Here is a 23,049-nt window from a genome sequence, read left to right as displayed (position 1 = left end):
GCCGACGGCGGTCGGCGGGTCAGCGGTCCTCGGGATAGGTCCGCAGGTCCGTGGTGGCAAGGGTCCAGTCACCGATGGTCACCTCGTCGCCGAAGGCGTAATCACTGCGGGTGCGGTAACGGGGGCCCTCACCGCCGAGCCCGGGACCCGGATCGGACAGGGCCGCGATCGTGCCCTTCCGTGGGTCGACAAGAAGATAGAGAGGGATGCCCATCGCCGGGTAGTCGTGCATCTTCTCGACATAGTCGGTGGAGTGATTCGACGGCGAGACGATCTCGGCGACCAAAGCGACATCTCGTGGATGGAACGGCGCCATCGTGTTCTCGGCAAACACCGCGTCCGGAACGACGATCAGATCAGGGCGCCGAAGTTTCCCAAGAGAGGCATCTTCCACCTCACCGCCCGTGTGAGCGACCAGAAAAGACGGGATTTGCCGGTCAAGCTGCTGGCGGATACGTAGAGCGATGAACTCGTGCGGACGCGAGGGCGACATCATCATGACGATCTCGTCACCACTGATCTCATAGCCCCGGAACGGGTCCGGGGCGTGCTCGGCGAGCCGCTCCGCGATTTCCCGTAGACGTCCGTACTCCACGGCCGACGCTCCTTCACCACAGCGAACCTGCTCGTCTGTGCCTCCATCATCGCGCATCGCCGGCTCCACTGTCTCCCGTGACCTGCTGCGACCGGCACTCCTCGGACGCGAGAGCGTATTCGCACCACACCGTCTTACCGACGCCTCGTTCGGCCACCCCCCACTTCGACGCGAGCGCGTCCACGAGCAGCAGCCCGCGCCCACCCTCCGCCTCGTCGTCCCGGTCATGGAGCACCGGGCGCCGCTCGTCGCGGGCGTCGGACACCTCGATACGGGCCGAGGCGGGGGCCCGACGGCCATCGGTACCGGGCGGGGGCTGAACGCTGAGCCGCAGATGAAAGTGCCGACCGGGCACGTGCCCATGGCTCACGGCGTTCGCGGCGAGTTCTCCCGCGATCAGCGCGAGGCTCTGCGAGGCGTCACTGCCGCGGGGAATGCCCCACTCCTCCAGTCTGCGAACGACGAGGCGCCGGGCAAGCCGGGCACCGCGCCGGGAAGAGGTGAAGAACATCTCGAACGTACCGCTAGGGGGATTTTCGCCATTCACGTCACCGAGCGTGGCGAAGCACGCTTAGCCTGACCAGCGGGCGACGGGTACGCAGGGTCGTGGTACGGGCACGGTCGGTGCCCGTACGGGAGGACCGCCGTGACGCCGAGGGGAAGGGGCGCGTTCTCGCGCAAGGAGGTGGGTGGGTCATGGCGGGTGACATCGTCAAGTGCATCGGCAGGCAGGTGAAGCTCTTCCGCGAACGGGCGGGGCTCACACAGGCGCAGTTGGGTGAGGCGATCGGGTACAGCGAGGAGCAGGTCTCCTCGGTCGAGCAGGGACGCCGGGTGCCCCAGCCCGACTTCCTGGACGCGGCGGACGAGGCTCTGGAGGCGTTCGGGGTGCTGCGGGCGGCCAGGGAGGAAGTCGCCAACGTACAGCTCCCGGCGTTCTTCCGGGGCGCGGCACGGCTGGAGGCGCAGGCGGTCGAGTTCCACGCGTACGAAAACCAGGTGATCAACGGGTTGCTCCAGACCGGCGATTACGCCCGCGCTGTCTTCACGATGCAACGCCCAATGCTGGGCGAGGAGACCATCGAGCAGCGGGTCACCGCCCGCTTGGCCCGGCAGGAACTCATCACTCGGCAACCCCCGCCCATCATGAGCTTCGTGACCGAGGAGGCGGTGTTGCGCCGACCGTGCGGCGGAACACCGGTGATGCGCGCACAGTTGGAACACCTGCTGCACATCGGCCGGATGCGAAATGTAGATCTTCAAGTCATGCCGACGGGGCTGGAAGAGCACGCCGGAGCTGGCGGCCCGTTTGCCTTGCTGGAGCCCAAGGGGCGCCAGATGATGGCCTACGTAGAGGCCCAGGACATCAGCAGATTGCTGACGGATCGCAAAGCGGTCCGCACGCTCGAACAGCGCTACGGGATCATCAGGGCCCAGGCTCTCACTCCACGGGAGTCGCTGGACTTCATCGAAAAACTGCGGGGAGAAACGTGAACAACAACGACGTCGAGCTGTCGTGGTTCAAGAGCAGCTACAGCAGCGGTGAGGGCGGCATGTGCGTCGAGGTGGCCGCCACCGCCGACACCGTCCACGTACGGGACTCCAAGAACCGCCACGGATCACAACTCGCCTTCTCCATACGCCAGTGGGACGCGTTCATCGACCGTCTCACGGCTGAAGAGTTCAGCGCGTAACCAGCCCGTTCGGCCGCCCTGGGCAACCGGGGCGGCCGTTGTCCTTTCGCCGCGCAGAGCGCAACGGCAATTACCGCGCCCCACCCCCCAGCCGCATGGTTCACTGCCGACGGACACCACACCACGTACGCGACGAAGAGGAGCCGCCCGTGACGCATGAGATTGATCCGTCCTTCCTCGCGCTGCCGCTCAGAGCACTCGCGGACGCGGCGCTGGCGCGGGCCCGCGCGCTTGGGGCCGGGCATGCCGACTTCCGGTTGGAGCGGGTGCGGAGTGCCGCTTGGCGGTTGCGGGATGCCCGGCCGTCCGGGTCCTCCGACACCACCGATCTGGGGTACGCGGTGCGGGTGGTGCACGGCGGGGCCTGGGGGTTCGCGTCGGGGGTGGATCTGAGCATGGACGCCGCCGCGCGGGTGGCCTCGCAGGCCGTGGCGATGGCGAAGCTGTCGGCCAAGGTGATCGAGGCGGCGGGGTCCGATGAGCGGGTGGAGTTGGCGGACGAGCCGGTGCATGCCGACAAGACCTGGGTTTCGTCGTATGAGGTCAACCCGTTCGATGTGGCCGACTCCGACAAGACCGGGCTGCTCGCCGAGTGGAGCCGGCGGCTGCTCGCGGCCGATGGGGTCGCGCACGCGGACGCGTCGTTGCTGACCGTGCAGGAGAACAAGTTCTACGCGGACACGGCGGGCACCACGACCACCCAGCAGCGGGTGCGGCTGCATCCGCAGCTCACGGCCGTGGCCGTGGATCCGGCGAGCGGGGAGTTCGACTCGATGCGCACTCTCGCCCCGCCGGTCGGGCGCGGCTGGGAGTATCTGACCGGTGGGCCCGGCGCGGGCGGCTGGGACTGGGACGCGGAGCTGGCGGAGATCCCGGAACTGCTGGCCGAGAAGATGCGTGCGCCATCCGTCGAGGCCGGGTCGTACGACCTCGTGGTGGACCCGTCCAATCTGTGGCTGACCATCCATGAGTCGATCGGCCACGCCACCGAGCTGGACCGCGCGCTCGGCTACGAGGCGGCGTACGCGGGCACCTCCTTCGCCACCTTCGACCAGCTCGGAAAGCTGAAGTACGGCTCCGAGGTGATGAATGTGACCGGGGACCGGACCGCCGAGCACGGGCTGGCCACCATCGGCTACGACGACGAGGGCGTGGCCGGCCAGTCCTGGGACCTGGTGAAGGGCGGCACCCTCGTCGGCTATCAGCTGGACCGCCGGATCGCCCGGCTGACCGGCTTCGAGCGTTCGAACGGCTGTGCCTTCGCCGATTCGCCGGGCCATGTACCGGTGCAGCGGATGGCGAACGTATCGCTGCGGCCCGCTTCCGGCGGCCCCTCGACGGAGGCGCTGATCGGGGACGTCGAGAACGGTCTGTATCTGGTCGGCGACCGCTCATGGTCGATCGATATGCAGCGGTACAACTTCCAGTTCACGGCACAGAGGGCGTATCGCATCAGGAACGGCGCGCTCGCCGGACAGGTGCGCGACTTCGCCTACCAGGCCACCACCACCGACTTCTGGGGTTCGATGACGGCCGTGGGCGGCCCGCAGACGTATGTCCTGGGCGGCGCCTTCAACTGTGGAAAGGCCCAGCCGGGGCAGATCGCGGCGGTCTCGCACGGCTGCCCGTCGGCGCTGTTCCGCGGCGTCAGCATCCTCAACACCACCCAGGAGGCCGGACGATGAGCGTGCAGCCCCATGAGATCGTCGAGCGCGCCCTGGAGCTGTCCCGCGCGGACGGCTGTGTGGTGATCGCGAACGAGACCTCGACGGCCAATCTGCGCTGGGCGGGCAACGCCCTGACGACCAACGGCGTCACCCGCGGCCGCACCCTGACCGTCGTGGCCACCGTGAACGGCGGGCAGGGCACCGCCTCGGGCGTGGTGTCCCGGTCCGCGGTCACCGCCGAGGAGCTGGAGCCGCTGGTCCGGGCCGCCGAGGCGGCGGCGCGGGAGGCGGAGCCGGCCGAGGACGCCCAGCCGCTGGTGGAGCGGGAGGCGGGCGCGGCGGTCTCCCCCGGTTTCACCGACTCCCCCGCCGTGACCTCCTCCGAGGTGTTCGCCGACTTCGCCCCCGCCCTCGGCGAGTCCTTCGCCCGGTCCCGCGCGGGCGGCCGGGAGCTGTACGGATTCGCCCACCATGAGCTGGTCTCCAGCTATCTCGGCAGCTCCACCGGGCTGCGGCTGCGCCATGACCAGCCGACCGGCACGCTCGAGGTCAACGCCAAGTCCCCGGACCGGACGCGTTCGGCCTGGGCCGGGCGGGCCACCCGCGACTTCACCGATGTGGACCCGGCCGCGATCGACGCCGAGCTGGCCCGGCGGCTCGCCTGGGCCGAGCGCAGGGTCGAGCTGCCGGCCGGCCGCTACGAGACGCTGCTGCCGCCGAGCGCGGTGGCCGATCTGCTGATCGACCAGCTCTGGTCGTCCTCGGCGCGGGACGCGGCGGAGGGCCGTACGGTCTTCAGCAAGCCGGGCGGTGGCACCCGGGTCGGTGAGAAGCTGTCCGAGCTGCCCTTCACGCTGCGCAGCGACCCGGCCGAGCCGGGGCTCGAGGCGGCGCCGTTCGTGATCGCGCACTCGTCCGGGGACGACGCGTCGGTCTTCGACAACGGTCTGCCGCTGTCCGCCACCGACTGGGTCCGTGACGGGGTGCTCCAGCAGCTGGTCACCACCCGGCACACCGCCGCCCTCACGGGGCTGCCGCTGGCCCCCGCGGTCGACAACCTCATCGTGGACGCGGGCGGCACCCGCTCGCTGGAGGAGATGGTCGCCTCGACCGGGCGCGGGCTGCTGCTGACCTGTCTGTGGTACATCCGCGAGGTCGACCCGGCCACGCTGCTGCTCACCGGGCTGACCAGGGACGGCGTCTATCTCGTGGAGAACGGCGAGGTGGTCGGTGAGGTGAACAACTTCCGGTTCAACGAGTCGCCGGTGGATCTGCTCGCCCGCGCCACCGAGGCGGGCCGCACCGAGCGGACGCTGGCGCGGGAGTGGAGCGACTACTTCAACCGCGCCGCGGTGCCGCCGCTGCGCATTCCGGACTTCAATATGAGCTCGGTCAGCAAGGGGGTGTGAACGAGCCGAATAGACTGGTCCCCGCCCGATCGATCTGATCCGTATCCGTTTCGTCTATCACCAGGAACGCCATGACACGCCTCGGCGAATCCGTCGCCCGCGCCAGCGAGCTCCTCAGCCAGGACCTCTCCTCCGACAAGACCGTCGAGCGGCTGCTCGAGGAGACGGGCTCGCGGCGCTATATCGACCTGACGGACCTCTCGCCGACGGAGCAGGCCGAGCTGATCGCGTCCCGTACGGTCGAGATCCTGCCCGGCGTGGCGGAGCTGGCCAAGCGGATCGAGGAGCGCCGCGGCGCGGGCCAGGGTCTGGCCATCAAGCTGGGCATCGACCCGACGGCCGCCGATGTGCACCTCGGCCATGTGGTGCCGATGATCATCCTCAACCGCTTCCAGCGCATGGGGCATGACGTCACACTGCTGATCGGCGACTTCACGGCCAAGATCGGCGACCCGTCGGGCCGTACGGCGGAGCGCCCGCCGCTGACCGACGACGACATCGCCCGGAACCTCGCGGGCTACCAGGACCAGGTCCGGCCCTTCTTCGACTTCGAGAAGGTCAACTTCCGGCAGAACAGCGAGTGGCTGGCGCCGTACACCTTCCCGGAGCTGCTGGGGCTGCTCTCCCAGGTGCCGGTCTCCCAGCTGCTGCAGCGCGAGGACTTCCGCAACCGGCTGGCCGCCGGCTCCGGGCTGACCATGTCCGAGCTGCTGTACCCGATCGCGCAGGCCCTCGACTCGGTGGCCCTGGAGTGCGATGTGGAGCTGGGCGGCGCGGATCAGCTGCTCAATCTGCAGATGGGCCGCAAGCTGATGGAGCTGCGCGGGCAGCGGCCGCAGCTGGTGGTCACGATGCCGCTGATCGAGGGCACGGACGGCACCGGCGCCAAGATGTCCAAGTCCAAGGGCAACTATGTGGCGCTCTCCGCGACCGCCGAGGATGTCTTCGGCAAGATCATGTCGATTCCGGACCGGCTGATGAAGCCGTACCTGGAGGCATGGACCGAGTGGACGGACGCGGAGATCGGCGCCGCGATCGCCCGGGTCGAGGAGCGCTCGCTGCACCCGATGGATCTGAAGAAGGTCCTGGCGGGCGAGGTGGTGGCGGCGCTGTACGGCCTCGAGAAGGCGATGGCGGCCCGTGCGGGCTTCGTCGCCCAGTTCTCCAAGAAGAGCTTCAGCGACGTCGAGACGCCGGTGGTCGACGCCGGGGAGCACGGCACGGAGTCCATCGCGACCGTACTGAGCAAGGTGCTGGAGTTCCAGCCCAGCGCCTCGGCCGCCCGCCGGGTCGCCAAGCAGAACGGTCTGCGGCTGGTGATCGAGACCGAGGGCGGCCAGGAGTCGGTGGTGCTGCCCGAGGCCCAGGCGGTGCGCCCGCTGGCCGAGGTGGTCGCGGAGACGCTGGCGTCCGCCGGGCTCACGGGGACCTCCGGCGCGGTCTACCTCAAGGCCGGGCGGAAGATCGCCCAGGTGCGCGGGGTGTAACCCGCCCACCTCACCGCTGGACGAGAGCGGCGGCCGGTGCGCGTCCACCACGCGCGCCGGCCGCCGCCGTATCCGTAACCCCGGCGCACACCACCACCGTCGTATCGGCGCCCCCGGACCCCCGGCACCCTCGCGCGGCGCGCCGCGTTCCCGGGGCCGCCGCTCAGGTCCGTTCAGGTCTGTTCAGGCCCGCTCGCGTCCGCCGCCGCGGATGGAGTGCCACAGCGGGGTGCCCAGGGCCACGATCCCCACCGCGAAGGCCAACTGGAGCAGATGCCGGATCCAGTCGAAGCCCCCGGTGGTCCTGACCCCGATCCAGCCGGCCACCGCGTTGCCCAGCATGCCGCCGAGGATGCCGTAGATGCAGGTCAACCAGAGTGGAATGGCCTGTTTGCCGGGGAGAATCGCCCGGGCGATCACACCCAGGATCAAACCCACGACGATCGCCCATAGCCAGTTCATGTCGCCTCCCTGACACGCGGCGAAGGGATGCACGGGAGATGCACATCCCCTCCAGTGTTCGACCACTTCAGGTACGGCGCACGCCGGAGGGCCGGTACGCCCTCCGGCCCAGCCGGAGACGGCACCCATCAGGGTGCCCCGGTCTCGAACCGACAGCGGGCGCGGCGTAACGTTGAGTACGTCCCAGGGCGGGGGAAGCCCGCTCGGCGATCAGGCGGTGGAACGTGATGCGGAAGCACGGCGATGCGGAGGTCTTCCGAATCACCGGAGCGCGACAGGGGCTGGCCGACGACGTACGCGGCCGCCAGCGTCGCTATGTGATCTCGATGTCGGTCCGGACCATCGCGGTCGTGCTGGCGGCGGTGTTGTGGAACGTGGAGCGCCATGTGGCCATCGTGGCTCTGGTGCTCGGCGCGGTGCTGCCCTACATCGCGGTCGTGATAGCCAACGCGGGCCGGGAGAACGCCACTTCGCTGCCCACCACCTTCATCCCGACCCCGCCCCAACCGATGCTGATCGCCGGGCGCGGGGAGGAGCCGAGCGATCCCCACGGGGCGGAATCCGTCCCGGAGGACGTCGGACATATCAGCGAGCCTGGACCCGGTGAGCGCGGCTGACCTGCCGCGTTTCCGTAAGCTCAAGAAAACCTCAGATCAATAGTGCAGTACCGGTGCACCGGGCCCCATCCCTCGTGACATACTGCGTACGCGCTCCGCATCCCCCGTCGGAGCGACAGACCGACGCCGGGCGGCTCCCCCCGTGGCTGCCCGGCGTCGTCATGTCCGGCGCGCTTTTCGTAGAGTCTGCGGTGTGAACACCCGCGAGACCGCCGCCGAGACCGACACCGTGATCTGCTCCGCCAAGGGCTGCCACGCCCCCGCCGTATGGGTGCTGGCCTGGAACAACCCCAAGATCCACACCCCTGAGCGGCGCAAGACCTGGCTCGCCTGCGAGGAACACCGCGAATATCTCTCGGAGTTCCTCGGAGTGCGGGGCTTCCTCAAGGACGTGGTGACGCTGGAGGAATGGTCGGCCACCGAACACTGATCCCAGGGCCGGAAAGCTCAGGAAAACCTCAGATCAATCGCGCAGTTCCGGTGCGCCGCACTCGGTGCCCCGTGACAGACTTCCAGGCGTCGCGAAACCGCGGCAGTGGCAAAGCGGCGGCGGCCGCGGCGGGCGTCGCCCTCCGCGGCCCGTGTGGCAGGCCCGCCGAATTATCAGCGGGGCTGCTGGAGGAGCGAGGAGGAAGTGAGTGAGTGGTCAAAGCGACGCGAAGCCTCGCGGACGGAGGTGGACCGATGCTGAGAGGTGGCAGGTCTGTCTTGCGGCGGCAGGGCTGTTCGTAGCAGTCATCGCCACGGTGGGCCAGTTCGTGCGGTAGCGGTCCCGCACATGAGACGGTCGCGACCGGATCCGCACACGCGGAAGCCCGGTCGACAGCTAGGCGACCGGGCTTGTGAACCGCGTTGGAGGGTCTGGCTCGGGGTGCCACCCGGGCCGGGCCCTTCCGTGTCGACACGAGGAATATACCGAACCCAGGTCACCGTGAAGCCGGCTCCGGCGGTCCCAGCGGCTCCTATGGCTCCGCCGGAAGGGCCCTGGGCGGGGTGCACCCTGGAGGATGTCAGCCCCCGATCGCCGACATCGGCCGGTCCGGCTGGAGGAACGACGGGTCATCGAGCCCGGATCCGGCCTTCTTGCCCCACATCGCCAGCCGCCACAGCCGGGCGATCTCCTCGTCCGGGGCGCCGGAGCGCAGCGCTCCGCGCAGATCGGACTCCTCGCGCGCGAAGAGGCAGGTACGCACCTGCCCGTCGGCGGTCAGCCGGGTGCGGTCGCAGGCGCGGCAGAACGGGCGGGTGACCGAGGCGATGACGCCGACCCGGGCCGGGCCGCCGTCGACCAGCCAGCGCTCGGCGGGCGCGGAGCCGCGCTCGTCCTCGCCCTCGGAGGTGAGGGTGAAGCGGGTGCGCAGACTGGCCAGGATGTCCCCGGCGGTGATCATGCCGTCGCGCTTCCAGCCATGTTGCGGATCGAGCGGCATTTGCTCGATGAAGCGCAGCTCAAAGCCCTTTTCCAGGGCCCAGGCGAGCAGCTCGGGCGCCTCGTCGTCGTTGAGTCCGGGCATCAGCACGGCGTTGACCTTCACCGGGGTCAGCCCGGCGGTGTGCGCCGCGTCGAGGCCGCGCAGCACATCGTCATGGCGCTTGCGCCGGGTGATGGCCTGGAAGACCTCCGGACGCAGGGTGTCGAGCGAGACATTGACCCGGTCCAGGCCCGCGTCGCGCAGGGCCTGGGCGGTGCGCTGCAAACCAATGCCGTTGGTGGTGAGCGACATCCGGGGGCGCGGGTCGAGGTCCGCACAGCGCTCCACGATGCCGACCAGACCGGGGCGCAGCAGTGGCTCACCGCCGGTGAAGCGGACCTCGGTGACCCCGAGCTCGGTGACGGCGATCCGGATCAGCCGGACGATCTCGTCGTCGGTGAGCAGATCCGGTTTGGCGAGCCACTGCAGGCCCTCTTCCGGCATGCAGTAGGTGCAGCGCAGATTGCAGCGATCGGTCAGGGAGACACGCAGGTCGGTGGCTACGCGACCATAGGTGTCGATCAGCATGGTGGCGGCCCCTCCACGGTTGGTGTGCGTGCACTGCTCAATTGTCTCGCAGCGTACGTGACGGGTGTGACATGGAGGGGCCGCGCGGGTAGGAGTGGCTGGTCAGTGGGCTCCGTGCCCGGTGAGCGAGCGCACCTCCAGCTCGGCGTACTTCTCCTTGTCGGGCTGTTCCTTGGAGACGATCGTGCCCAGCCAGCCGAGCATGAAGCCCAGCGGGATGGAGATCAGCCCGGGGTTCTCCAGCGGGAACCAGTGGAAGTCCACGTCCGGGAACATCGAGGTCTCCTTGCCCGAGACGACGGGCGAGAAGAGCACCAGGAAGACCGAGGAGATCAGGCCGCCGTAGATGGACCACAGCGCGCCCTGGGTGGTGAACCGTTTCCAGAACAGGCTGTAGAGGATGGTCGGGAGGTTGGCGGAGGCGGCGACCGCGAAGGCCAGTGCCACCAGTCCGGCGACGTTGAGATCTCGGGCGAAGACGCCAAGGACGACGGCGACGGTGCCGATGCCGACGGTGGCCCAGCGCGCCGCCGAGATCTCCTCCTGCTGGGTGGCCTTGCCCTTGCGGATGACGTTGGCGTACAGGTCGTGGGCGAAGGACGACGAGGAGGCCAGGGTGAGCCCGGCGACCACGGCGAGGATCGTCGCGAACGCCACCGCGGAGATCACCGCCAGCAGGATGGCGCCGCCCGTGGAGTCCGGTCCGCCGCCGATCTCCTCGGCGAGCAGTGGGGCGGCGGTGTTGCCCGACTTGTTGGAGGCGATAATGTCGTCGTGCTTGAGCAGCGCGGCGGCGCCGAAGCCCAGCGCGATGGTCATCAGGTAGAAGAGGCCGATGATGCCGATGGCCCAGTTGACCGAGTTACGGGCGGCCCGCGCGGTGGGCACGGTGTAGAACCGGATGAGGATGTGGGGCAGGCCCGCGGTGCCCAGGACCAGGGCGATGCCGAGCGAGATGAAGTCCAGCTTGGTGGTGGCGTTGACCCCGTACTTCAGCCCCGGCTCCAGGAAGGACTCTCCGATGCCGCTGTTCTTGGCGGCCTCGCCCAGCAGATCGGAGATGTTGAAGTTGAACTTCAGCAGCACCAGGAAGGTGATCAGCAGGGTGCCCGCGATCAGCAGCACGGCCTTGACCATCTGTACCCAGGTGGTGCCCTTCATGCCGCCGATGGTGACGTAGAGCATCATCACGACGCCGACGAGGACGACGATGAGGATCTTCCCGGCCTCGCTGGTGATGCCCAGCAGCAGGGAGACCAGCACGCCCGCGCCCGCCATCTGGGCCAGCAGGTAGAAGATCGAGACGACGATGGTGGAGACGCCAGCGGCGGTGCGCACCGGGCGCTGGCGCATCCGGTAGGCGAGTACGTCGCCCATCGTGTACCGGCCGGAGTTCCGCAGCGGCTCGGCGACCAGCAGCAGGGCCACCAGCCAGGCGACGAGGAAGCCGATCGAGTACAGGAAGCCGTCGTAGCCGGCGAGCGCGATGGCTCCGGCGATGCCGAGGAAGGACGCGGCGGACATGTAGTCGCCGGAGATGGCCAGGCCGTTCTGGAAGCCGGTGAACTGGCGGCCGCCGGCGTAGAAGTCGGTGGCGTCCTTGGTCTGCCGGCCCGCCCAGACGGTGATGACCAGGGTCGCCACGACGAAGACGGCGAAGAGCGTGACGATCAGCGGCCGGTTGTCCGAGGCGCTCTCGGCCGCGAGCAGATGGGCACTCATGAGCGCTCCTCCAGACGGGACTTGATGGCCTGGGCGCGGGGGTCCAGCTTGGCGGCGGCGTGCCGGGAGTACCACCAGGCGATGAGGAAGGTGGTCAGGAACTGGGCCAGCCCGAACACCAGGGCCACGTTGATGTGGCCCACGACCTTGGTGCCCATGAAGCCGTCCGCGTAGTTGGACAGCAGGACATAGAGCAGGTACCAGCTCACGAACGCGACGGTGAGCGGGAAGGCGAACGAGCGGTGGGCACCGCGCAGTTCGCCGAACTCCGCGCTCGCTTGCACCTCGGCGTAGTCAGAACGGTCAAGTTGCCGCTGATCGTCGGGGCGATCGTTGGCCGGTGCGGTATCCACGGTCTCTCCTGGTGAGTGGGTACGACGGGAATGCATACGGCGGCGAGTGATCCAGATCACGCATGGTAGGGCGGTGCGGACCCGTACGACAGAGGCCGGTTGATTGAAAGACGGATAAGAATTCGGGGGAGCGATCGGCACCGGGTACTGTGGCGGGTTTTCTTCCGGAATGCATTGATGTCAGACCTTGATCAGCGATAGCTTCCTTCGTCATGTACCCGCCCAACCGCGGACGGCGTTCGGGCGGCCCGTACGGATGAAGTGGAGATTCCATGGCTCATCTGAGATCGGCTCCTCCAAGACCCGGGCGGCGGGCTTTTGACGGCCCGTCGGCTTCGCACCTCCCCCTCACCACTCCCCGCCGCCTCTGCCCCGGTTCCGCGGCGTCCCGGGGCATCGAGGCGGCGCGCGGGATCCGCGCCACGAGGACGCGCACATTCGCTTGTGCGGATGACCCCGGCCGGACCGCCGCCGTTGACGCGGCCCGCCGGACCGCCGCCCGCGCCCGGGGGCTCCACGTCCCCCGAGTGGCGCGCTGAGCGCGCGTCCACGCCCCCGGTCCGGAACGCTGACGATCCAGCCCGGTCCGCCCGCCCAGAGCCTTCTCATCCACCTCGAGAGAACCGTCGAGAGAACCGGAGTACCCATGACGCCGCGCCGCACCTCCCTGCCGCTGCGCACCGCCGCGATACCCGCCGCCATGGCGCTCACCACCGCGCTGGCCTTCCTGCCCACCACCGCCACCGCGCTCGGCCGGGACGGCCACGCCGCCGCGGCCGCGACGGCCGACGGCCCGTCCCTGAGCTATGTCGTCAACACCCGCCCGGGGCAGGACCCGTCCCGGATCCGCAAGGCCATCGCCCAGGCCGGCGGCACGGTCGTGGTGTCCTACGACCGGATCGGCGTCATCGTCGTCCACTCCGCCAACCCGGACTTCGCCAAGACCGTCCGTAAGGTGCGCGGCGTCACCTCCGCCGGGAACACCCGCACCGCCCCGCTGCCCGCCCAGTCCACCGACGACATCGACACCCCGAAGCTGCTGAGCGAGAAGCAGCGGCAGGCGGTGGCGGCCAAGGCCAAGGCGGGGCAGGACCCGCTGGAGCCGCTGCAGTGGGATCTGCCGGCGATCAAGGCGGACAAGGCGCATGAGAAGAGCCTGGGCAGCCCTGACGTCACCGTCGGGGTCATCGACACCGGTGTGGACGACACCCACCCCGATCTGGCGCCGAACTTCGACCGTAAGGCGTCCGTCAACTGTGTGACGGGCAAGCCGAACACCACCGACGGCGCCTGGCGGCCGAGCGCCGAGGAGTCCCCGCACGGCACCCATGTGGCGGGCGAGATCGCCGCCGCGAAGAACGGCATCGGGGTCACCGGTGTGGCCCCGGGCGTCAAGGTCTCCGGGATCAAGGTGTCCACGACGGGCGGGTTCTTCTACACCGAGGCGGTCGTCTGCGGCTTCGTCTGGGCCGCCGAGCACGGTGTGGACGTCACCAACAACAGCTATTACACCGACCCGTGGTACTTCAACTGCACCACGGACCCGGACCAGAAGGCCCTGGTCGAGGCGGTGCGCCGGGCCTCGTCGTACGCCGAGCGCCGAGGCGTGGTGAATGTGGCCGCGGCGGGCAACGAGAACTACGACCTGACCTCGGACACCATCACCGACCCCTCCAGCCCCAACGACACCACCCCCGGTGACCGGGAGGTGGACCCGAGCGTCTGCCTGGACATCCCGACCCAGCTGCCGGGCGTCGTCACGGTCGCCTCGACCGGCGCCAAGGGGCTCAAGTCCTCGTTCTCCAACTACGGTCTGGGGGTCATCGACATCGCGGCCCCCGGCGGCGACAGCACCGCCTACCAGAAGCCGGAGCCCCCGGCCACCAGCGGACTGATCTACAACACGCTGCCGGGCGGGAAGTACGGCTACATGGCGGGCACGTCGATGGCCTCGCCGCATGTGGCCGGTGTCGCGGCGCTCATCAAGAGCACCCATCCGCACGCCTCCGCCTGGCAGGTGAAGGCGCTGCTCAAGGCCGAGGCCGATGACCTGGCCTGCCCGACGCCGTACGACATCGACGGCGACGGCACGGTCGACGCGGTGTGCGAGGGCGGCAAGCGGTACAACGGCTTCTACGGCGCCGGGCTCGCGGACGCCCTGGACGCCGTCGAGAAGTGACCGGCTGACACAATGCACGGGCCGCCGGGGCGGAGCAGCCGCCCGGCGGCCCGTACGTGTTCCCCATGAAGCCGCGAGAGGACCCCGTTCCCGTGCATCACGACGACTCCTGGGGACCACCGCCGCCGCGGCCGGCCTTCTCGCTGCTGATCCGGTTCGTGCTGACGGTGCTGCTGCTGCCGCTGTGGTGGGCGCTGATCGTGGTGATCTTCCTCTGCTTCCTCGTCTTCGGGCTCGTGGCCGAGATCTTTACGGTGATCCCCGGGTTCGAGACGGGCTTCCTCGGCCTGATCGACAAGTTCGGGGACAGCGTGAAGGTGTGGCCCGCCTGGTGCGTGACGCTCCCGGAGCTGCGGCACGAGGGCGACGCGGCCTTCTACCGGGCCCGGGTCGACAAGCGCATCGCCACCTGGACCGCCAAGGAACTGGCCGCGCAGAAGGCGAAGAAGGCCCCGCCGCCCGGCCCGCACGACATCCCCGTGCGCGAATACCGCGGGGTGGGCGCGGGCTATGTGGTCGAGGCGGCACGCGCCCGGGGCTGGGAGCTCAGCCATGACCGCCACTCGGACCCGCTGCGGGTGGTCCGGCTCAGGCGGCTGCCGGTCACGGGCTGACGAGGGGCACGGCCTTACCGACGTCACGGCGTTACGGACGTCACGGCGTTACGGACGTCACGGCCTTACGGACGTCACGGCCTTACGGACGTCACGGCCTTACGGACGTCACGGCCTTACGCGTCACGCCTTACGGGCGTCACGGGCTGACGAGTTCCCGTTCCGGCGTGGGGCGCGGGGCTCCCTCCCGCGTCGCCCCCGCCGCCAGCAGCCACTGGGCGGCCGTGTAGGTGGCCATGATCCAGAACTGGGGCACCGGCGGCCGCGGCCAGTCCGCGAGACCGGCCGCGATCAGGGTGTCGGAGAGCATGAACAGCGCCCCGCCGAGCCCGGTCCACACACCCGCCCCGAGCGCGGCCAGCGCCATGACCGTCAGCAGCAGGCTGTAGCCCGCGACGGGAAGCCGCAGATGCGCCGCGAGGCCGGGCCACAGCAGCGCCACCGTGCCCAGCCACGCGGCCCCGTACCCGGCGGCCGCCCAGGACGCCGTACGGGGCGCCGTACGGCCCCGCCCGGCGCGGGCGAACAGCGTCAGATAGCAGAGGTGCCCGGCCGCGAAGCACCCCATTCCGGCCAGGAACGCGGTCTCGCCGCCGATCTGCAGCAGCACATCGCCTCCGCAGCCGCACAGCAGCGCGGCCGGGAGCGGCCACGGCCCGCCGCGCGCCAGGGCCCATACGGCGAGCACGGGCATCAGGGCGGGCTTGGTGAGGTGGACGACGGTGGTGGCGTCCACGAGCAGCGCGCCCAGGTGAACGGCGGTCAGCAGCGCGAAGAGGGCCTGAAGGACCGTCGTCGCGCGCCCTGCGGCGGCCGTCACCGCACGCTCTCGCCGACCGGCTCCGGCCGCCCGGCCTCCTGGGAACCGGCCTCGGAGGGACCGGCCTCGGAGCGCCCGGCCTCCGAGGGACCGGCCTCCGGGGAACCCGCCTCCGGGACCGCCGCGGGCTGCCAGCCCGGGCCCCGGAAGACCCGGCCCGCCCGCTCGCGCCAGTCCCGCGCCGCCGCGATGTCGCGGGCGATGGCCGCGTACTCGTGCGTGGCCACGCGCAGCGGGTTGTAGGTGTCGATGTTCTTCGTGAGGCCGTAGACGGGCCGCTCGGTCTCGGGGACGAAGGACCCGAAGAGCCGGTCCCAGACGATGAGGATGCCCCCGAAGTTGCGGTCCAGGTAGCCGCCTTGGGAGGCGTGGTGGACGCGGTGGTGGGAGGGGGTGTTGAAGACGAACTCGATGGGGCGCGGCAGGGTGCCGATCCGCTCGGTGTGGATCCAGAACTGGTAGACGAGGTTCACCGACGAGCAGAACGCCACCGCCGCCGGATGCACCCCGAGCGCGATCATCGGCACGTAGAACGGCCAGACGGTCCAGGTGGTCCACGGCTGCCGCAGGGCGGTGGTGAAGTTGAACTTACGGCTGGAGTGGTGCACCACATGGCAGGCCCACAGGACGCGGATGACGTGGTGCCCGCGGTGCGACCAGTAGTAGAAGAAGTCCTGGGCGAGCAGCATCAGCGGCAGCGTCCACCACGCCACCGGGACGCGCAGCGGGGTGAGTTCGTAGATGGCGGCGTAGATCGCCACAATCGGGATCTTCCACAGCAGATCGAAGACCAGGCTGCCGAGCCCCATGGTGACGCTGGTCGCGGCGTCCTTCGCCGCGTAGCCCTCGGCGTCGTCGTCGGGGTGGAAGCGGTAGCTCACCATCTCCACGACGGCGAGCAGCACAAAAGCCGGTATCGACCACGTCACGGCGTTGGGCAGGTGCGGCATGTCCGCAACATAGAACCGCCGGTAAGGCCGCCGCTAGAGGTAGTTACCAACAAGTATGGTAGATGCGGTGTCAACAACGGGTCTCGCCTCGGACGGCATGGCCGATTAGGCTCCCCGCCTGTGCGCAGAGCCAGAGAACGGTTCCGGATCGGCGGCATAGCCCTCGCCTGCCTGCTGCCGGCGCTCACCACGGGGTGCTCCTCCGGGTCGGGCGGCGATGACTCCCTCTCAGCCCTGATGGACGCGGTGGGGCACATCTCGGCCAAGGGCGCGACGGGGACCCAGGTCTCCTATCTCGACGCCGCCCGGGTGCGGTCCCTGGAGAAGGGCGACTCCCAGCGGTTCCGCGCCGTCGGCCGGGCGGGCAGTCCGCTGATGACGGGCTACCGCTTCAACGCCCATGCCTATGACCTCGATCCGGCCATGATCGACACCGATGTGACCAATGGATACGCCGGGCACTGGCAGGGCTCCTTCGACGCGGACCGCGTCACCGCGAAGCTCAAGGCGGGCGGATTCGCCCGGCGCACCTGGCACGGCGAGACGGTCTGGGCGAAGGACGGGATCACCTTCCAGGTCGCCAAGGGGGAGATCTCCTTCGGCTACGCCGGTAAGGATCTGTCGGCGGTGCGCCCGGCCAAGGGCAAGTCCGTGGCGGACGACCCGGATTACCGGGCGCTGGGCGACTGCCTGGGCGATGTCTACCGCGCCGACTTCGGCGGGAAGAATCCCGAGGAGCCGGTGCGCCTCTCGGCCACCGGACAACTGGCGAAGTCCGCGAAGCAGACATCCGGGGTCATCTGCGCCCTCACCGACGGCAAACGGACCGCCGAACGGGCCGCCGACCGCCTGAAGTCCGTCATCCGCCGGCGGGCCCCGCGCTTCGACGGCGCCAAGGTGACCGTTCTCACCGGGGATTCGCCCGGGGTGAAGGTGACGGTGCCCGACCGTCCGGGCGACAAGCGCGCCGGCCGCCTCCTCATCAGCGACATCGATCTGCAGCTTGCCCTGTCCAGGCTGTGACCCGCCGCGTCCGGGCCCCGACCCGACGCCCGGACCCGACGCCCCGTCAACCCCGGGGCGGCGGACGTCCCGACCGGCCCGCCGGTCAGGGTTGTCGGTGACGGCCCGTATCCTCAATGACCATGCTCGAAGACCCCACGGCAGCCGCCCCGCACCCCGCCCCGCCGTCCTCCTGGCCGGCCACCTATCCGCAGGGGTACGCGGTCGTCGACGTGGAGACCACCGGCCTCGCCCGCGACGACCGGATCGTCTCCGCGGCGGTCTATCAGCTCGACGCCCGGGGCGCGGTGCAGGACCACTGGTACACCCTGGTCAATCCGCAGCGCGATCCCGGCCCGGTGTGGATCCACGGCCTCACCGAGGAGATGCTCGCGGGCGCCCCGCGCTTCCCGGAGATCGCCGCGGAGCTCTCCGCGCGCCTGGCAGACCGCGTCCTGGTGGCGCACAACGCCGCCTTCGACTGGTCGATGCTCGCCCGCGAGTACGCCCGCACCCGCGGCGCCGCGCCCGTGCGGCAGCGGCTGTGCACCATCGCCCTCTCCAAGGAGCTGGGCCTGCCACTGCCCAACCACAAGCTGGAGACCCTCGCCGCCCACTACGGAGTGGTCCAGCGGCGCGCCCACCACGCCCTGGACGACGCGCGGGTGCTCGCCGAGACCTTCCGGCCCAGCCTGCACCGAGCCGCCGAGACCGGGCTGCGGCTGCCGCTGCTGGCCTGCCAGCCGCTCACCGAGTGGTCCGACGGGCCGACGATCGGCCGCCAGCGGTCCTACCAGCAGACCTGGCGCCCCAGCCGCAAGCGCCCCGCCTGCCCCTACCCCAACCCCGGGCGCTACGAGCCGGGCGGGCAGCTGGTCCAGGGCATGCGGGTGGCGTTCTCCGGGGACACCTCCGTGGACCGCGAGCTGCTCGAGGACCGGGCGGTCGAGGCCGGGCTGCACGTGGCCACCAGCGTCTCCCGGCTCACCAGCGTGCTGGTCACCAACGACCCCGAGTCGCCCACGTCCAAGACCACCAAGGCCCGCTCCTTCGGCACGCCCGTCATCGACGAGGCGGCCTTCATGCAACTCCTGCAAGACGTCACCCCGGCGCCGCCGACAAACAGGTGAAGTCGGCGCGACGCGCCCGCCCGCCGCTCGCCCGCCACCGCGCGGGCCCGCACGCTGAGGCGCATGGCACGTTGTGAGGTCTGTGGAAACGACTACCGGATGACATTCGAAGTGCACGCACAGGGCAATGTGCACGTCTTCGACTGCTTCCAGTGCGCCATCCACCGTATGGCGCCCATTTGCGAGCACTGCCGGGCCCAGATCATCGGGCAGGGCGTGGAGGCCGACGGCCAGTTCTACTGCTGTGCGCACTGCGCGCGGGCGGAAGGGAAGGTGGGCATCGTCGACCATGTGTGAACCCGGCCACCTGCGTGGATTGTCCTGGGGCGCCCCCAGCGGCCGAGGGACAATCCACGCCGAGTAGGGTCAACGATGTGTACCGCTTCCTGTTGACCCGGCAGTGGGTGATCCTCACACTCGTGGCCCTGGCGCTGATCCCGACGATGATCAGGCTGGGTTTCTGGCAACTGCACCGCCATGAGCACCGGGTCGCGCAGAACCAGCTGATCGGGGACAACCTCGACGCCCCGGCCGTGGCCGTCGAGAAGTTCACCGCCCCCGGCCGTACGGTCCCCCGCGGCGACACCTGGCGCACGGTGACCGCCACCGGCACCTACGACACCGCCCATGAGGTCGTCGTCCGCCAGCGCACCGGCTCCGACGAGCAGTCCATCGGGTACTTCGTGCTCACCCCGCTGCTGCTCCCGGACAACCGCGCGGTGCTGGTCAACCGGGGCTGGATCCCGGCGGGCACGGACCTCACCAAGTTCCCCAAGGTCCCCGCCGCCCCCTCCGGCAAGGTCACCGTCACCGGCCGGCTGAAGGCCGACGAGACCACCGGCAACAGCGGCATCAAGGACAAGCAGGGGCTGCCGCCCCGCCAGGTCTCGCTGATCAACAGCGAGCAGCAGGCGAAGGCGCTGTCCCGGCCCGTGCTCGGCGGCTACATCGAACTCACTTCGTCCTCCCCCAAGGGCGACAAGCAGCCCCAGCCGGTCGCCGCGCCCAACCACAGCGACATCGGCCCGCATATGGCGTACGCCGTCCAGTGGTGGCTGTTCTCCGCCGGGGTGCCGATCGGCTGGTTCGTGCTGGCCCGCCGCGAGCGCCGGGACCGCGCCGCCGAGGCCTCGAAGGCGGCGGCCACGCCGGAGAAGGTCCCCGCCACGGCCACCGCGGACTAGGCCCTCGTCCGCCGGAGCGTGCCGCCCGCGGCGGGCTTTCTTCCCCTCCCCGCCCCTTCCCGCGGCATCGATACGCGGCTCCGTCGCATGGTGGGGCTCCGCCCGGGGCCTCGGCCGGGAGCCCGGCCGGACGACCCGGATGTGCGCGGGCGTCCCGCCCGGCCACCTGCCGCACCACGTGCCGACCGGGCAGGGCCCGCTCCGCGGACGCCTTGGCCTCCGGCTCGCCGGTCGGCCGCTCGACCGCCGCGTCGGGGATGGCGCGGTCGGCGCCCTGGCCGGTGTGCTGATCGCGGAGACGCGCCCCGGGGGGCGGCGGCGAAGCCCTGCCGTGCGGCGGAGCCTCGTATCGCCACTGCGGGAAGGGGCGGGAGGGGAAAGATCACCGGCCCGCCGGACCCCCGTAGGCCCTCGTCCGGCGGATCCCCGCCGGGCTCCACCCGGCGGATCTTGGCCGAGCAGGGCCTAGGATCCCGTTTCCCTGGGAAAACGCCCGGCATGGCCCAGCACATCGACGACTACGCCCTCATCGGTGACCACCAGACGGCGGCCCTGATCAGCCGCCATGGCTCGATCGACTGGCTGTGCCTGCCCCGCTTCGACTCACCGGCCTGCTTCGCCGCGCTCCTGGGCGACCGCGACAACGGCCACTGGCGGCTCGCCCCGAAGGGCGCGGGCGCCTGCACCCGCCGCGGCTACCTCGACGACTCCCTCGTCCTGGAGTCGGTCTGGGAGACGGAGACGGGCACGGTCAAGGTCATCGACTTCATGCCGCAGCGCGACCGCGCCCCCGACGTCGTCCGCATCGTCGAGGGCGTCTCCGGGAGCGTCGAGATGCTCGGCGTCCTGCGGCTCCGGTTCGACTACGGGCGGGTCGTCCCCTGGATGCGCCGCACCGACGGCCACCGGATCGCGATCGCCGGGCCGGACTCCGTATGGCTGCGCTCGGAGCCCGAGGTCCGCACCTACGGCGAGGACTTCAGCACCCGCTCCGAGTTCACCGTCTCGGCCGGGGACCGGGTGGCGTTCGTGCTCACCTGGCACCCCTCCCACGAGCCCCGCCCCCGGCCCATCGACCCGCACCAGTCCCTCCGCGCCAGCCTGGAGGACTGGCGCGGCTGGGCCGCCCGGTGCCGCTACGAGGGCCCGTACCGGGACGCCGTCATGCGCTCCCTGATCACCCTCAAGGCGCTCACCTACGCCCCGAGCGGCGGGGTCGTCGCGGCCCCCACCACCTCGCTGCCCGAGCGGCTGGGCGGGGTCCGCAACTGGGACTACCGCTACTGCTGGCTGCGCGACTCCACGCACACGCTGAACGCCCTGCTCCGCGCCGGCTACCACGAGGAGGCCGTCGCCTGGCGCGACTGGCTGCTGCGGGCGATCGCCGGCGACCCGGCCGAGCTGCAGATCATGTACGGCCTCGCGGGCGAGCGCCGGATCCATGAACAGGAGCTGACCTGGCTGGAGGGGTACGAGCGGTCGACCCCGGTCCGGGTCGGCAACGACGCGGTCGACCAGCGCCAGCTCGACATCTACGGCGAGGTGCTCGACACCCTCCACCTCGCCCGCGCCTCCGGGATGTCCGCCGAACCGCACGCCTGGAAGATCCAGACCGCGCTGATGGACTTCCTGGAGTCGGCCTGGCGCGACCCCGACGAGGGGCTGTGGGAGGTCCGCGGGCCCCGCCGCCACTTCGTCCACTCCAAGGTCATGGCCTGGGTGGCCGCCGACCGCGCCGTCCGCGCGATGGAGGCCGACCCGGGGCTGAGCGGGGACGCGAACCGCTGGCGCGCGATGCGCGACGCCGTCCACCGCGAGGTCTGCGAGAAGGGCTACGACCCCGAGCGGTCCACCTTCACCCAGTCCTACGGCTCCACCGAGCTGGACGCCGCGACCCTGCTCATCCCGCGCGTGGGCTTCCTCCCCGCCACCGACGCCCGCGTCCTCGGCACCATCGACGCGGTCCGCCGCGAGCTCAGCGAGGACGGCCTGATCCGCCGCTACACCACCGACGGCGACGTGGACGGCCTCCCCGGCTCCGAGGGCGCCTTCCTCGCCTGCTCCTTCTGGCTCGCCGACGCCCTGCGGCTGGCCGGCCGCCACAAGGACGCCCGGACCCTCTTCGAACGCCTCCTCGCGCTCCGCAACGACGTCGGGCTGCTCGCCGAGGAGTACGACCCGGCGACCGGCCGGCAGCTCGGCAACTTCCCGCAGGCGTTCAGCCACATCGGGCTCGTGGGGACCGCCCTCACGCTCGCGGAGCGGCCCAGGGCAGACTGACCCCATGGATCTTGGACTCAAAGACCGGGTGTACATCGTCACCGGGGCCACCCGCGGGCTGGGGCTCGCGGCCGCCCGTGAGCTGATCGCCGACGGTGCGAAGACCGTCATCACCGGCCGCGACGCCGATACGGCGGCGGCCGTCGCCGCCGACCTCGGACCGAACGCGGTCGGGGTCGCCGCCGACAACGCCGACCCCGAGGTGGCGGCCCGCCTCATCGCCACCGCCCGGGAGCGGTTCGGCGGCTTCGACGGCGTCCTCATCAGCGTCGGCGGCCCGCCGGCCGGGCTGACGGCCGACATCACCGATGCCCAGTGGCGGGCCGCCTTCGACTCCGTCTTCCTCGGCGCCGTCCGCCTCGCCCGTGCCGCCGCGGAGCAGCTCCCCTCCGGGGGCGTGATCGGCTTCGTCCTCTCCGCCTCCGTCCGTGAGCCGATCCCCGGCCTCACCGTCTCCAACGGTCTGCGCCCCGGCCTCGCCGGCTTCGCCAAGTCCCTCTCCCTCGAGGTCGGCCCCCGCGGCATCCGCGTCGTGGGCTTCCTCCCCTCCCGCATCGACACGGACCGCGTGCGCGAACTCGATTCCCTGTCCGGCGACGCGGAGGCCGCGCGGGAGCGGAACGCGGCGGCGATTCCGCTGCGGCGGTACGGGACGCCCGAGGAATTCGGCAAGGCCGCGGCGTTCTTGCTGTCGCCCGCGGCGTCGTATCTGACCGGGCTGATGCTTCCGGTGGACGGTGGGGCCCTCCACAACATCTGAGGGGCGGGGCGGGGATGCCCGCCGGAGGCGGGTACGGGGCGGCGGGGGCGGGGCGCGCCTCCCCGCCCGCAGCGCTACCCCGCCCGCCCCCCCCCCCGTCCGGCCCCCCCCCGCCGCACCCCCC

General features: G+C 70.6%; 23 protein-coding genes. 15 read left to right on the top strand and 8 right to left on the bottom strand.

Annotation, left to right across the window (positions count from 1 at the left end):
* Window positions 1-19: 19 nt before the first annotated feature.
* Both NP777_RS42770 and NP777_RS42765 read right to left on the bottom strand, forming a co-directional pair.
* Window positions 20-595: a Uma2 family endonuclease gene (locus tag NP777_RS42770; RefSeq protein ID WP_256655599.1), complete on the bottom strand. Its 576-nt coding sequence runs from the start codon at window positions 593-595 to the stop codon at window positions 20-22.
* 46 nt (window positions 596-641) lie between these two features.
* Window positions 642-1,106, bottom strand: a complete 465-nt coding sequence (locus tag NP777_RS42765) for an ATP-binding protein (protein WP_256655627.1) — start codon at window positions 1,104-1,106, stop codon at window positions 642-644.
* A 185-nt stretch (window positions 1,107-1,291) separates the two neighbouring features.
* On the opposite strand from NP777_RS42765, the gene NP777_RS42760 reads away from it, so the two are divergent.
* The 5 genes from NP777_RS42760 (at window position 1,292) to tyrS (ending at window position 6,852) form a co-directional block, all read left to right on the top strand.
* Window positions 1,292-2,089 (top strand): helix-turn-helix domain-containing protein, encoded by a 798-nt coding sequence (locus tag NP777_RS42760; RefSeq protein ID WP_211126303.1) that lies wholly within the window; start codon window positions 1,292-1,294, stop codon window positions 2,087-2,089.
* On the top strand, window positions 2,086-2,289 hold the full coding sequence (locus NP777_RS42755; protein WP_256655598.1) for a DUF397 domain-containing protein: 204 nt from the start codon (window positions 2,086-2,088) through the stop codon (window positions 2,287-2,289). The genes NP777_RS42760 and NP777_RS42755 overlap by 4 nt, the downstream gene beginning before the upstream one ends.
* A gap of 149 nt (window positions 2,290-2,438) precedes the next feature.
* Window positions 2,439-3,974: a TldD/PmbA family protein gene (locus tag NP777_RS42750; protein WP_256655597.1), complete on the top strand. Its 1,536-nt coding sequence runs from the start codon at window positions 2,439-2,441 to the stop codon at window positions 3,972-3,974.
* Window positions 3,971-5,365, top strand: a complete 1,395-nt coding sequence (locus NP777_RS42745) for a metallopeptidase TldD-related protein (RefSeq protein ID WP_256655596.1) — start codon at window positions 3,971-3,973, stop codon at window positions 5,363-5,365. Before NP777_RS42750 ends, NP777_RS42745 begins: the two co-directional genes overlap by 4 nt.
* 71 nt (window positions 5,366-5,436) lie before the next feature.
* Entirely contained in the window at window positions 5,437-6,852 is a 1,416-nt protein-coding gene (gene tyrS / locus NP777_RS42740) for a tyrosine--tRNA ligase (RefSeq protein WP_256655595.1), read from the top strand.
* 183 nt (window positions 6,853-7,035) lie between these two features.
* Here the strand turns inward: tyrS and NP777_RS42735 are convergent, their stop codons facing one another.
* Entirely contained in the window at window positions 7,036-7,314 is a 279-nt protein-coding gene (locus NP777_RS42735; RefSeq protein WP_256655594.1) for a GlsB/YeaQ/YmgE family stress response membrane protein, read from the bottom strand.
* 227 nt (window positions 7,315-7,541) lie between these two features.
* Between NP777_RS42735 and NP777_RS42730 the strand changes: the two genes are divergently transcribed.
* Entirely contained in the window at window positions 7,542-7,931 is a 390-nt protein-coding gene (locus NP777_RS42730) for a DUF3099 domain-containing protein (RefSeq protein ID WP_256655593.1), read from the top strand.
* 193 nt (window positions 7,932-8,124) lie between these two features.
* Window positions 8,125-8,361 (top strand): hypothetical protein, encoded by a 237-nt coding sequence (locus NP777_RS42725; protein ID WP_256655592.1) that lies wholly within the window; start codon window positions 8,125-8,127, stop codon window positions 8,359-8,361.
* Between the two features lie 580 nt (window positions 8,362-8,941).
* On the opposite strand, the gene moaA is transcribed toward NP777_RS42725, so the two are convergent.
* The 3 genes from moaA to NP777_RS42710 all read right to left on the bottom strand — a co-directional run bounded on the left by moaA (window position 8,942) and on the right by NP777_RS42710 (window position 12,006).
* Window positions 8,942-9,931, bottom strand: coding sequence for a GTP 3',8-cyclase MoaA (gene moaA / locus NP777_RS42720; protein ID WP_256655591.1), 990 nt, complete (start codon window positions 9,929-9,931; stop codon window positions 8,942-8,944).
* A gap of 102 nt (window positions 9,932-10,033) precedes the next feature.
* Window positions 10,034-11,653 carry a solute symporter family protein gene (locus NP777_RS42715; protein WP_256655590.1) on the bottom strand — a complete coding sequence of 540 codons (1,620 nt, stop codon included), beginning with the start codon at window positions 11,651-11,653 and terminating at the stop codon, window positions 10,034-10,036.
* Complete coding sequence (locus NP777_RS42710; protein ID WP_256655589.1) at window positions 11,650-12,006, bottom strand: DUF485 domain-containing protein; 357 nt, start codon at window positions 12,004-12,006, stop codon at window positions 11,650-11,652. The genes NP777_RS42715 and NP777_RS42710 overlap by 4 nt, the downstream gene beginning before the upstream one ends.
* A gap of 646 nt (window positions 12,007-12,652) precedes the next feature.
* Between NP777_RS42710 and NP777_RS42705 the strand changes: the two genes are divergently transcribed.
* Window positions 12,653-14,185: a S8 family peptidase gene (locus tag NP777_RS42705; RefSeq protein WP_256655588.1), complete on the top strand. Its 1,533-nt coding sequence runs from the start codon at window positions 12,653-12,655 to the stop codon at window positions 14,183-14,185.
* Window positions 14,186-14,277: 92 nt separating this feature from the next.
* Complete coding sequence (locus NP777_RS42700; RefSeq protein ID WP_256655587.1) at window positions 14,278-14,799, top strand: hypothetical protein; 522 nt, start codon at window positions 14,278-14,280, stop codon at window positions 14,797-14,799.
* A 139-nt stretch (window positions 14,800-14,938) separates the two neighbouring features.
* Here NP777_RS42700 and NP777_RS42695 read toward each other — a convergent pair whose 3' ends face one another.
* Together NP777_RS42695 and NP777_RS42690 are read right to left on the bottom strand one after the other, a co-directional pair.
* A complete protein-coding gene (locus tag NP777_RS42695) occupies window positions 14,939-15,619 on the bottom strand; it encodes a lysoplasmalogenase (RefSeq protein ID WP_256655586.1) in 681 nt (226 codons plus the stop codon).
* Window positions 15,616-16,569: a sterol desaturase family protein gene (locus NP777_RS42690; protein ID WP_256655585.1), complete on the bottom strand. Its 954-nt coding sequence runs from the start codon at window positions 16,567-16,569 to the stop codon at window positions 15,616-15,618. The genes NP777_RS42695 and NP777_RS42690 overlap by 4 nt, the downstream gene beginning before the upstream one ends.
* A 120-nt stretch (window positions 16,570-16,689) precedes the next feature.
* Here NP777_RS42690 and NP777_RS42685 point away from each other — a divergent pair, with 120 nt between their 5' ends.
* The 6 genes from NP777_RS42685 (at window position 16,690) to NP777_RS42660 (ending at window position 22,925) form a co-directional block, all read left to right on the top strand.
* Complete coding sequence (locus tag NP777_RS42685; RefSeq protein ID WP_256655584.1) at window positions 16,690-17,592, top strand: hypothetical protein; 903 nt, start codon at window positions 16,690-16,692, stop codon at window positions 17,590-17,592.
* Between the two features lie 122 nt (window positions 17,593-17,714).
* Window positions 17,715-18,701 carry a DEDDh family exonuclease gene (locus tag NP777_RS42680; RefSeq protein WP_256655583.1) on the top strand — a complete coding sequence of 329 codons (987 nt, stop codon included), beginning with the start codon at window positions 17,715-17,717 and terminating at the stop codon, window positions 18,699-18,701.
* A 63-nt stretch (window positions 18,702-18,764) separates the two neighbouring features.
* The gene (locus NP777_RS42675; RefSeq protein WP_037949523.1) at window positions 18,765-18,998 is read left to right on the top strand and encodes a hypothetical protein; all 234 of its coding nucleotides are present in this window, start codon (window positions 18,765-18,767) and stop codon (window positions 18,996-18,998) included.
* 77 nt (window positions 18,999-19,075) lie between these two features.
* Window positions 19,076-19,885, top strand: coding sequence for an SURF1 family cytochrome oxidase biogenesis protein (locus NP777_RS42670; RefSeq protein WP_256655582.1), 810 nt, complete (start codon window positions 19,076-19,078; stop codon window positions 19,883-19,885).
* Window positions 19,886-20,383: 498 nt separating this feature from the next.
* Window positions 20,384-22,165, top strand: a complete 1,782-nt coding sequence (locus NP777_RS42665) for a glycoside hydrolase family 15 protein (protein ID WP_256655581.1) — start codon at window positions 20,384-20,386, stop codon at window positions 22,163-22,165.
* Between the two features lie 4 nt (window positions 22,166-22,169).
* Window positions 22,170-22,925, top strand: a complete 756-nt coding sequence (locus NP777_RS42660; RefSeq protein ID WP_256655580.1) for an SDR family oxidoreductase — start codon at window positions 22,170-22,172, stop codon at window positions 22,923-22,925.
* Window positions 22,926-23,049: the final 124 nt, after the last annotated feature.

Origin of the sequence: Streptomyces rugosispiralis, from assembly GCF_024505145.1 — a bacterium.
Taxonomy (GTDB): domain Bacteria; phylum Actinomycetota; class Actinomycetes; order Streptomycetales; family Streptomycetaceae; genus Streptomyces; species Streptomyces rugosispiralis.
This window is presented reverse-complemented; position numbering and strand designations above follow the sequence as displayed.

What these genes read in the sequence shown, in the direction of transcription:
- NP777_RS42715 (WP_256655590.1), bottom strand. Translation starts at nt 11,653, where the DNA reads ATGAGTGCCCATCTGCTCGCGGCCGAGAGCGCCTCGGACAACCGGCCG.
- NP777_RS42730 (WP_256655593.1), top strand. Translation starts at nt 7,542, where the DNA reads ATGCGGAAGCACGGCGATGCGGAGGTCTTCCGAATCACCGGAGCGCGA.
- NP777_RS42705 (WP_256655588.1), top strand. Translation starts at nt 12,653, where the DNA reads ATGACGCCGCGCCGCACCTCCCTGCCGCTGCGCACCGCCGCGATACCC.
- NP777_RS42665 (WP_256655581.1), top strand. Translation starts at nt 20,384, where the DNA reads ATGGCCCAGCACATCGACGACTACGCCCTCATCGGTGACCACCAGACG.
- NP777_RS42765 (WP_256655627.1), bottom strand. Translation starts at nt 1,106, where the DNA reads ATGTTCTTCACCTCTTCCCGGCGCGGTGCCCGGCTTGCCCGGCGCCTC.
- NP777_RS42660 (WP_256655580.1), top strand. Translation starts at nt 22,170, where the DNA reads ATGGATCTTGGACTCAAAGACCGGGTGTACATCGTCACCGGGGCCACC.
- NP777_RS42680 (WP_256655583.1), top strand. Translation starts at nt 17,715, where the DNA reads ATGCTCGAAGACCCCACGGCAGCCGCCCCGCACCCCGCCCCGCCGTCC.
- tyrS (WP_256655595.1), top strand. Translation starts at nt 5,437, where the DNA reads ATGACACGCCTCGGCGAATCCGTCGCCCGCGCCAGCGAGCTCCTCAGC.
- NP777_RS42690 (WP_256655585.1), bottom strand. Translation starts at nt 16,569, where the DNA reads ATGCCGCACCTGCCCAACGCCGTGACGTGGTCGATACCGGCTTTTGTG.
- NP777_RS42760 (WP_211126303.1), top strand. Translation starts at nt 1,292, where the DNA reads ATGGCGGGTGACATCGTCAAGTGCATCGGCAGGCAGGTGAAGCTCTTC.
- NP777_RS42735 (WP_256655594.1), bottom strand. Translation starts at nt 7,314, where the DNA reads ATGAACTGGCTATGGGCGATCGTCGTGGGTTTGATCCTGGGTGTGATC.
- NP777_RS42745 (WP_256655596.1), top strand. Translation starts at nt 3,971, where the DNA reads ATGAGCGTGCAGCCCCATGAGATCGTCGAGCGCGCCCTGGAGCTGTCC.
- NP777_RS42675 (WP_037949523.1), top strand. Translation starts at nt 18,765, where the DNA reads ATGGCACGTTGTGAGGTCTGTGGAAACGACTACCGGATGACATTCGAA.
- moaA (WP_256655591.1), bottom strand. Translation starts at nt 9,931, where the DNA reads ATGCTGATCGACACCTATGGTCGCGTAGCCACCGACCTGCGTGTCTCC.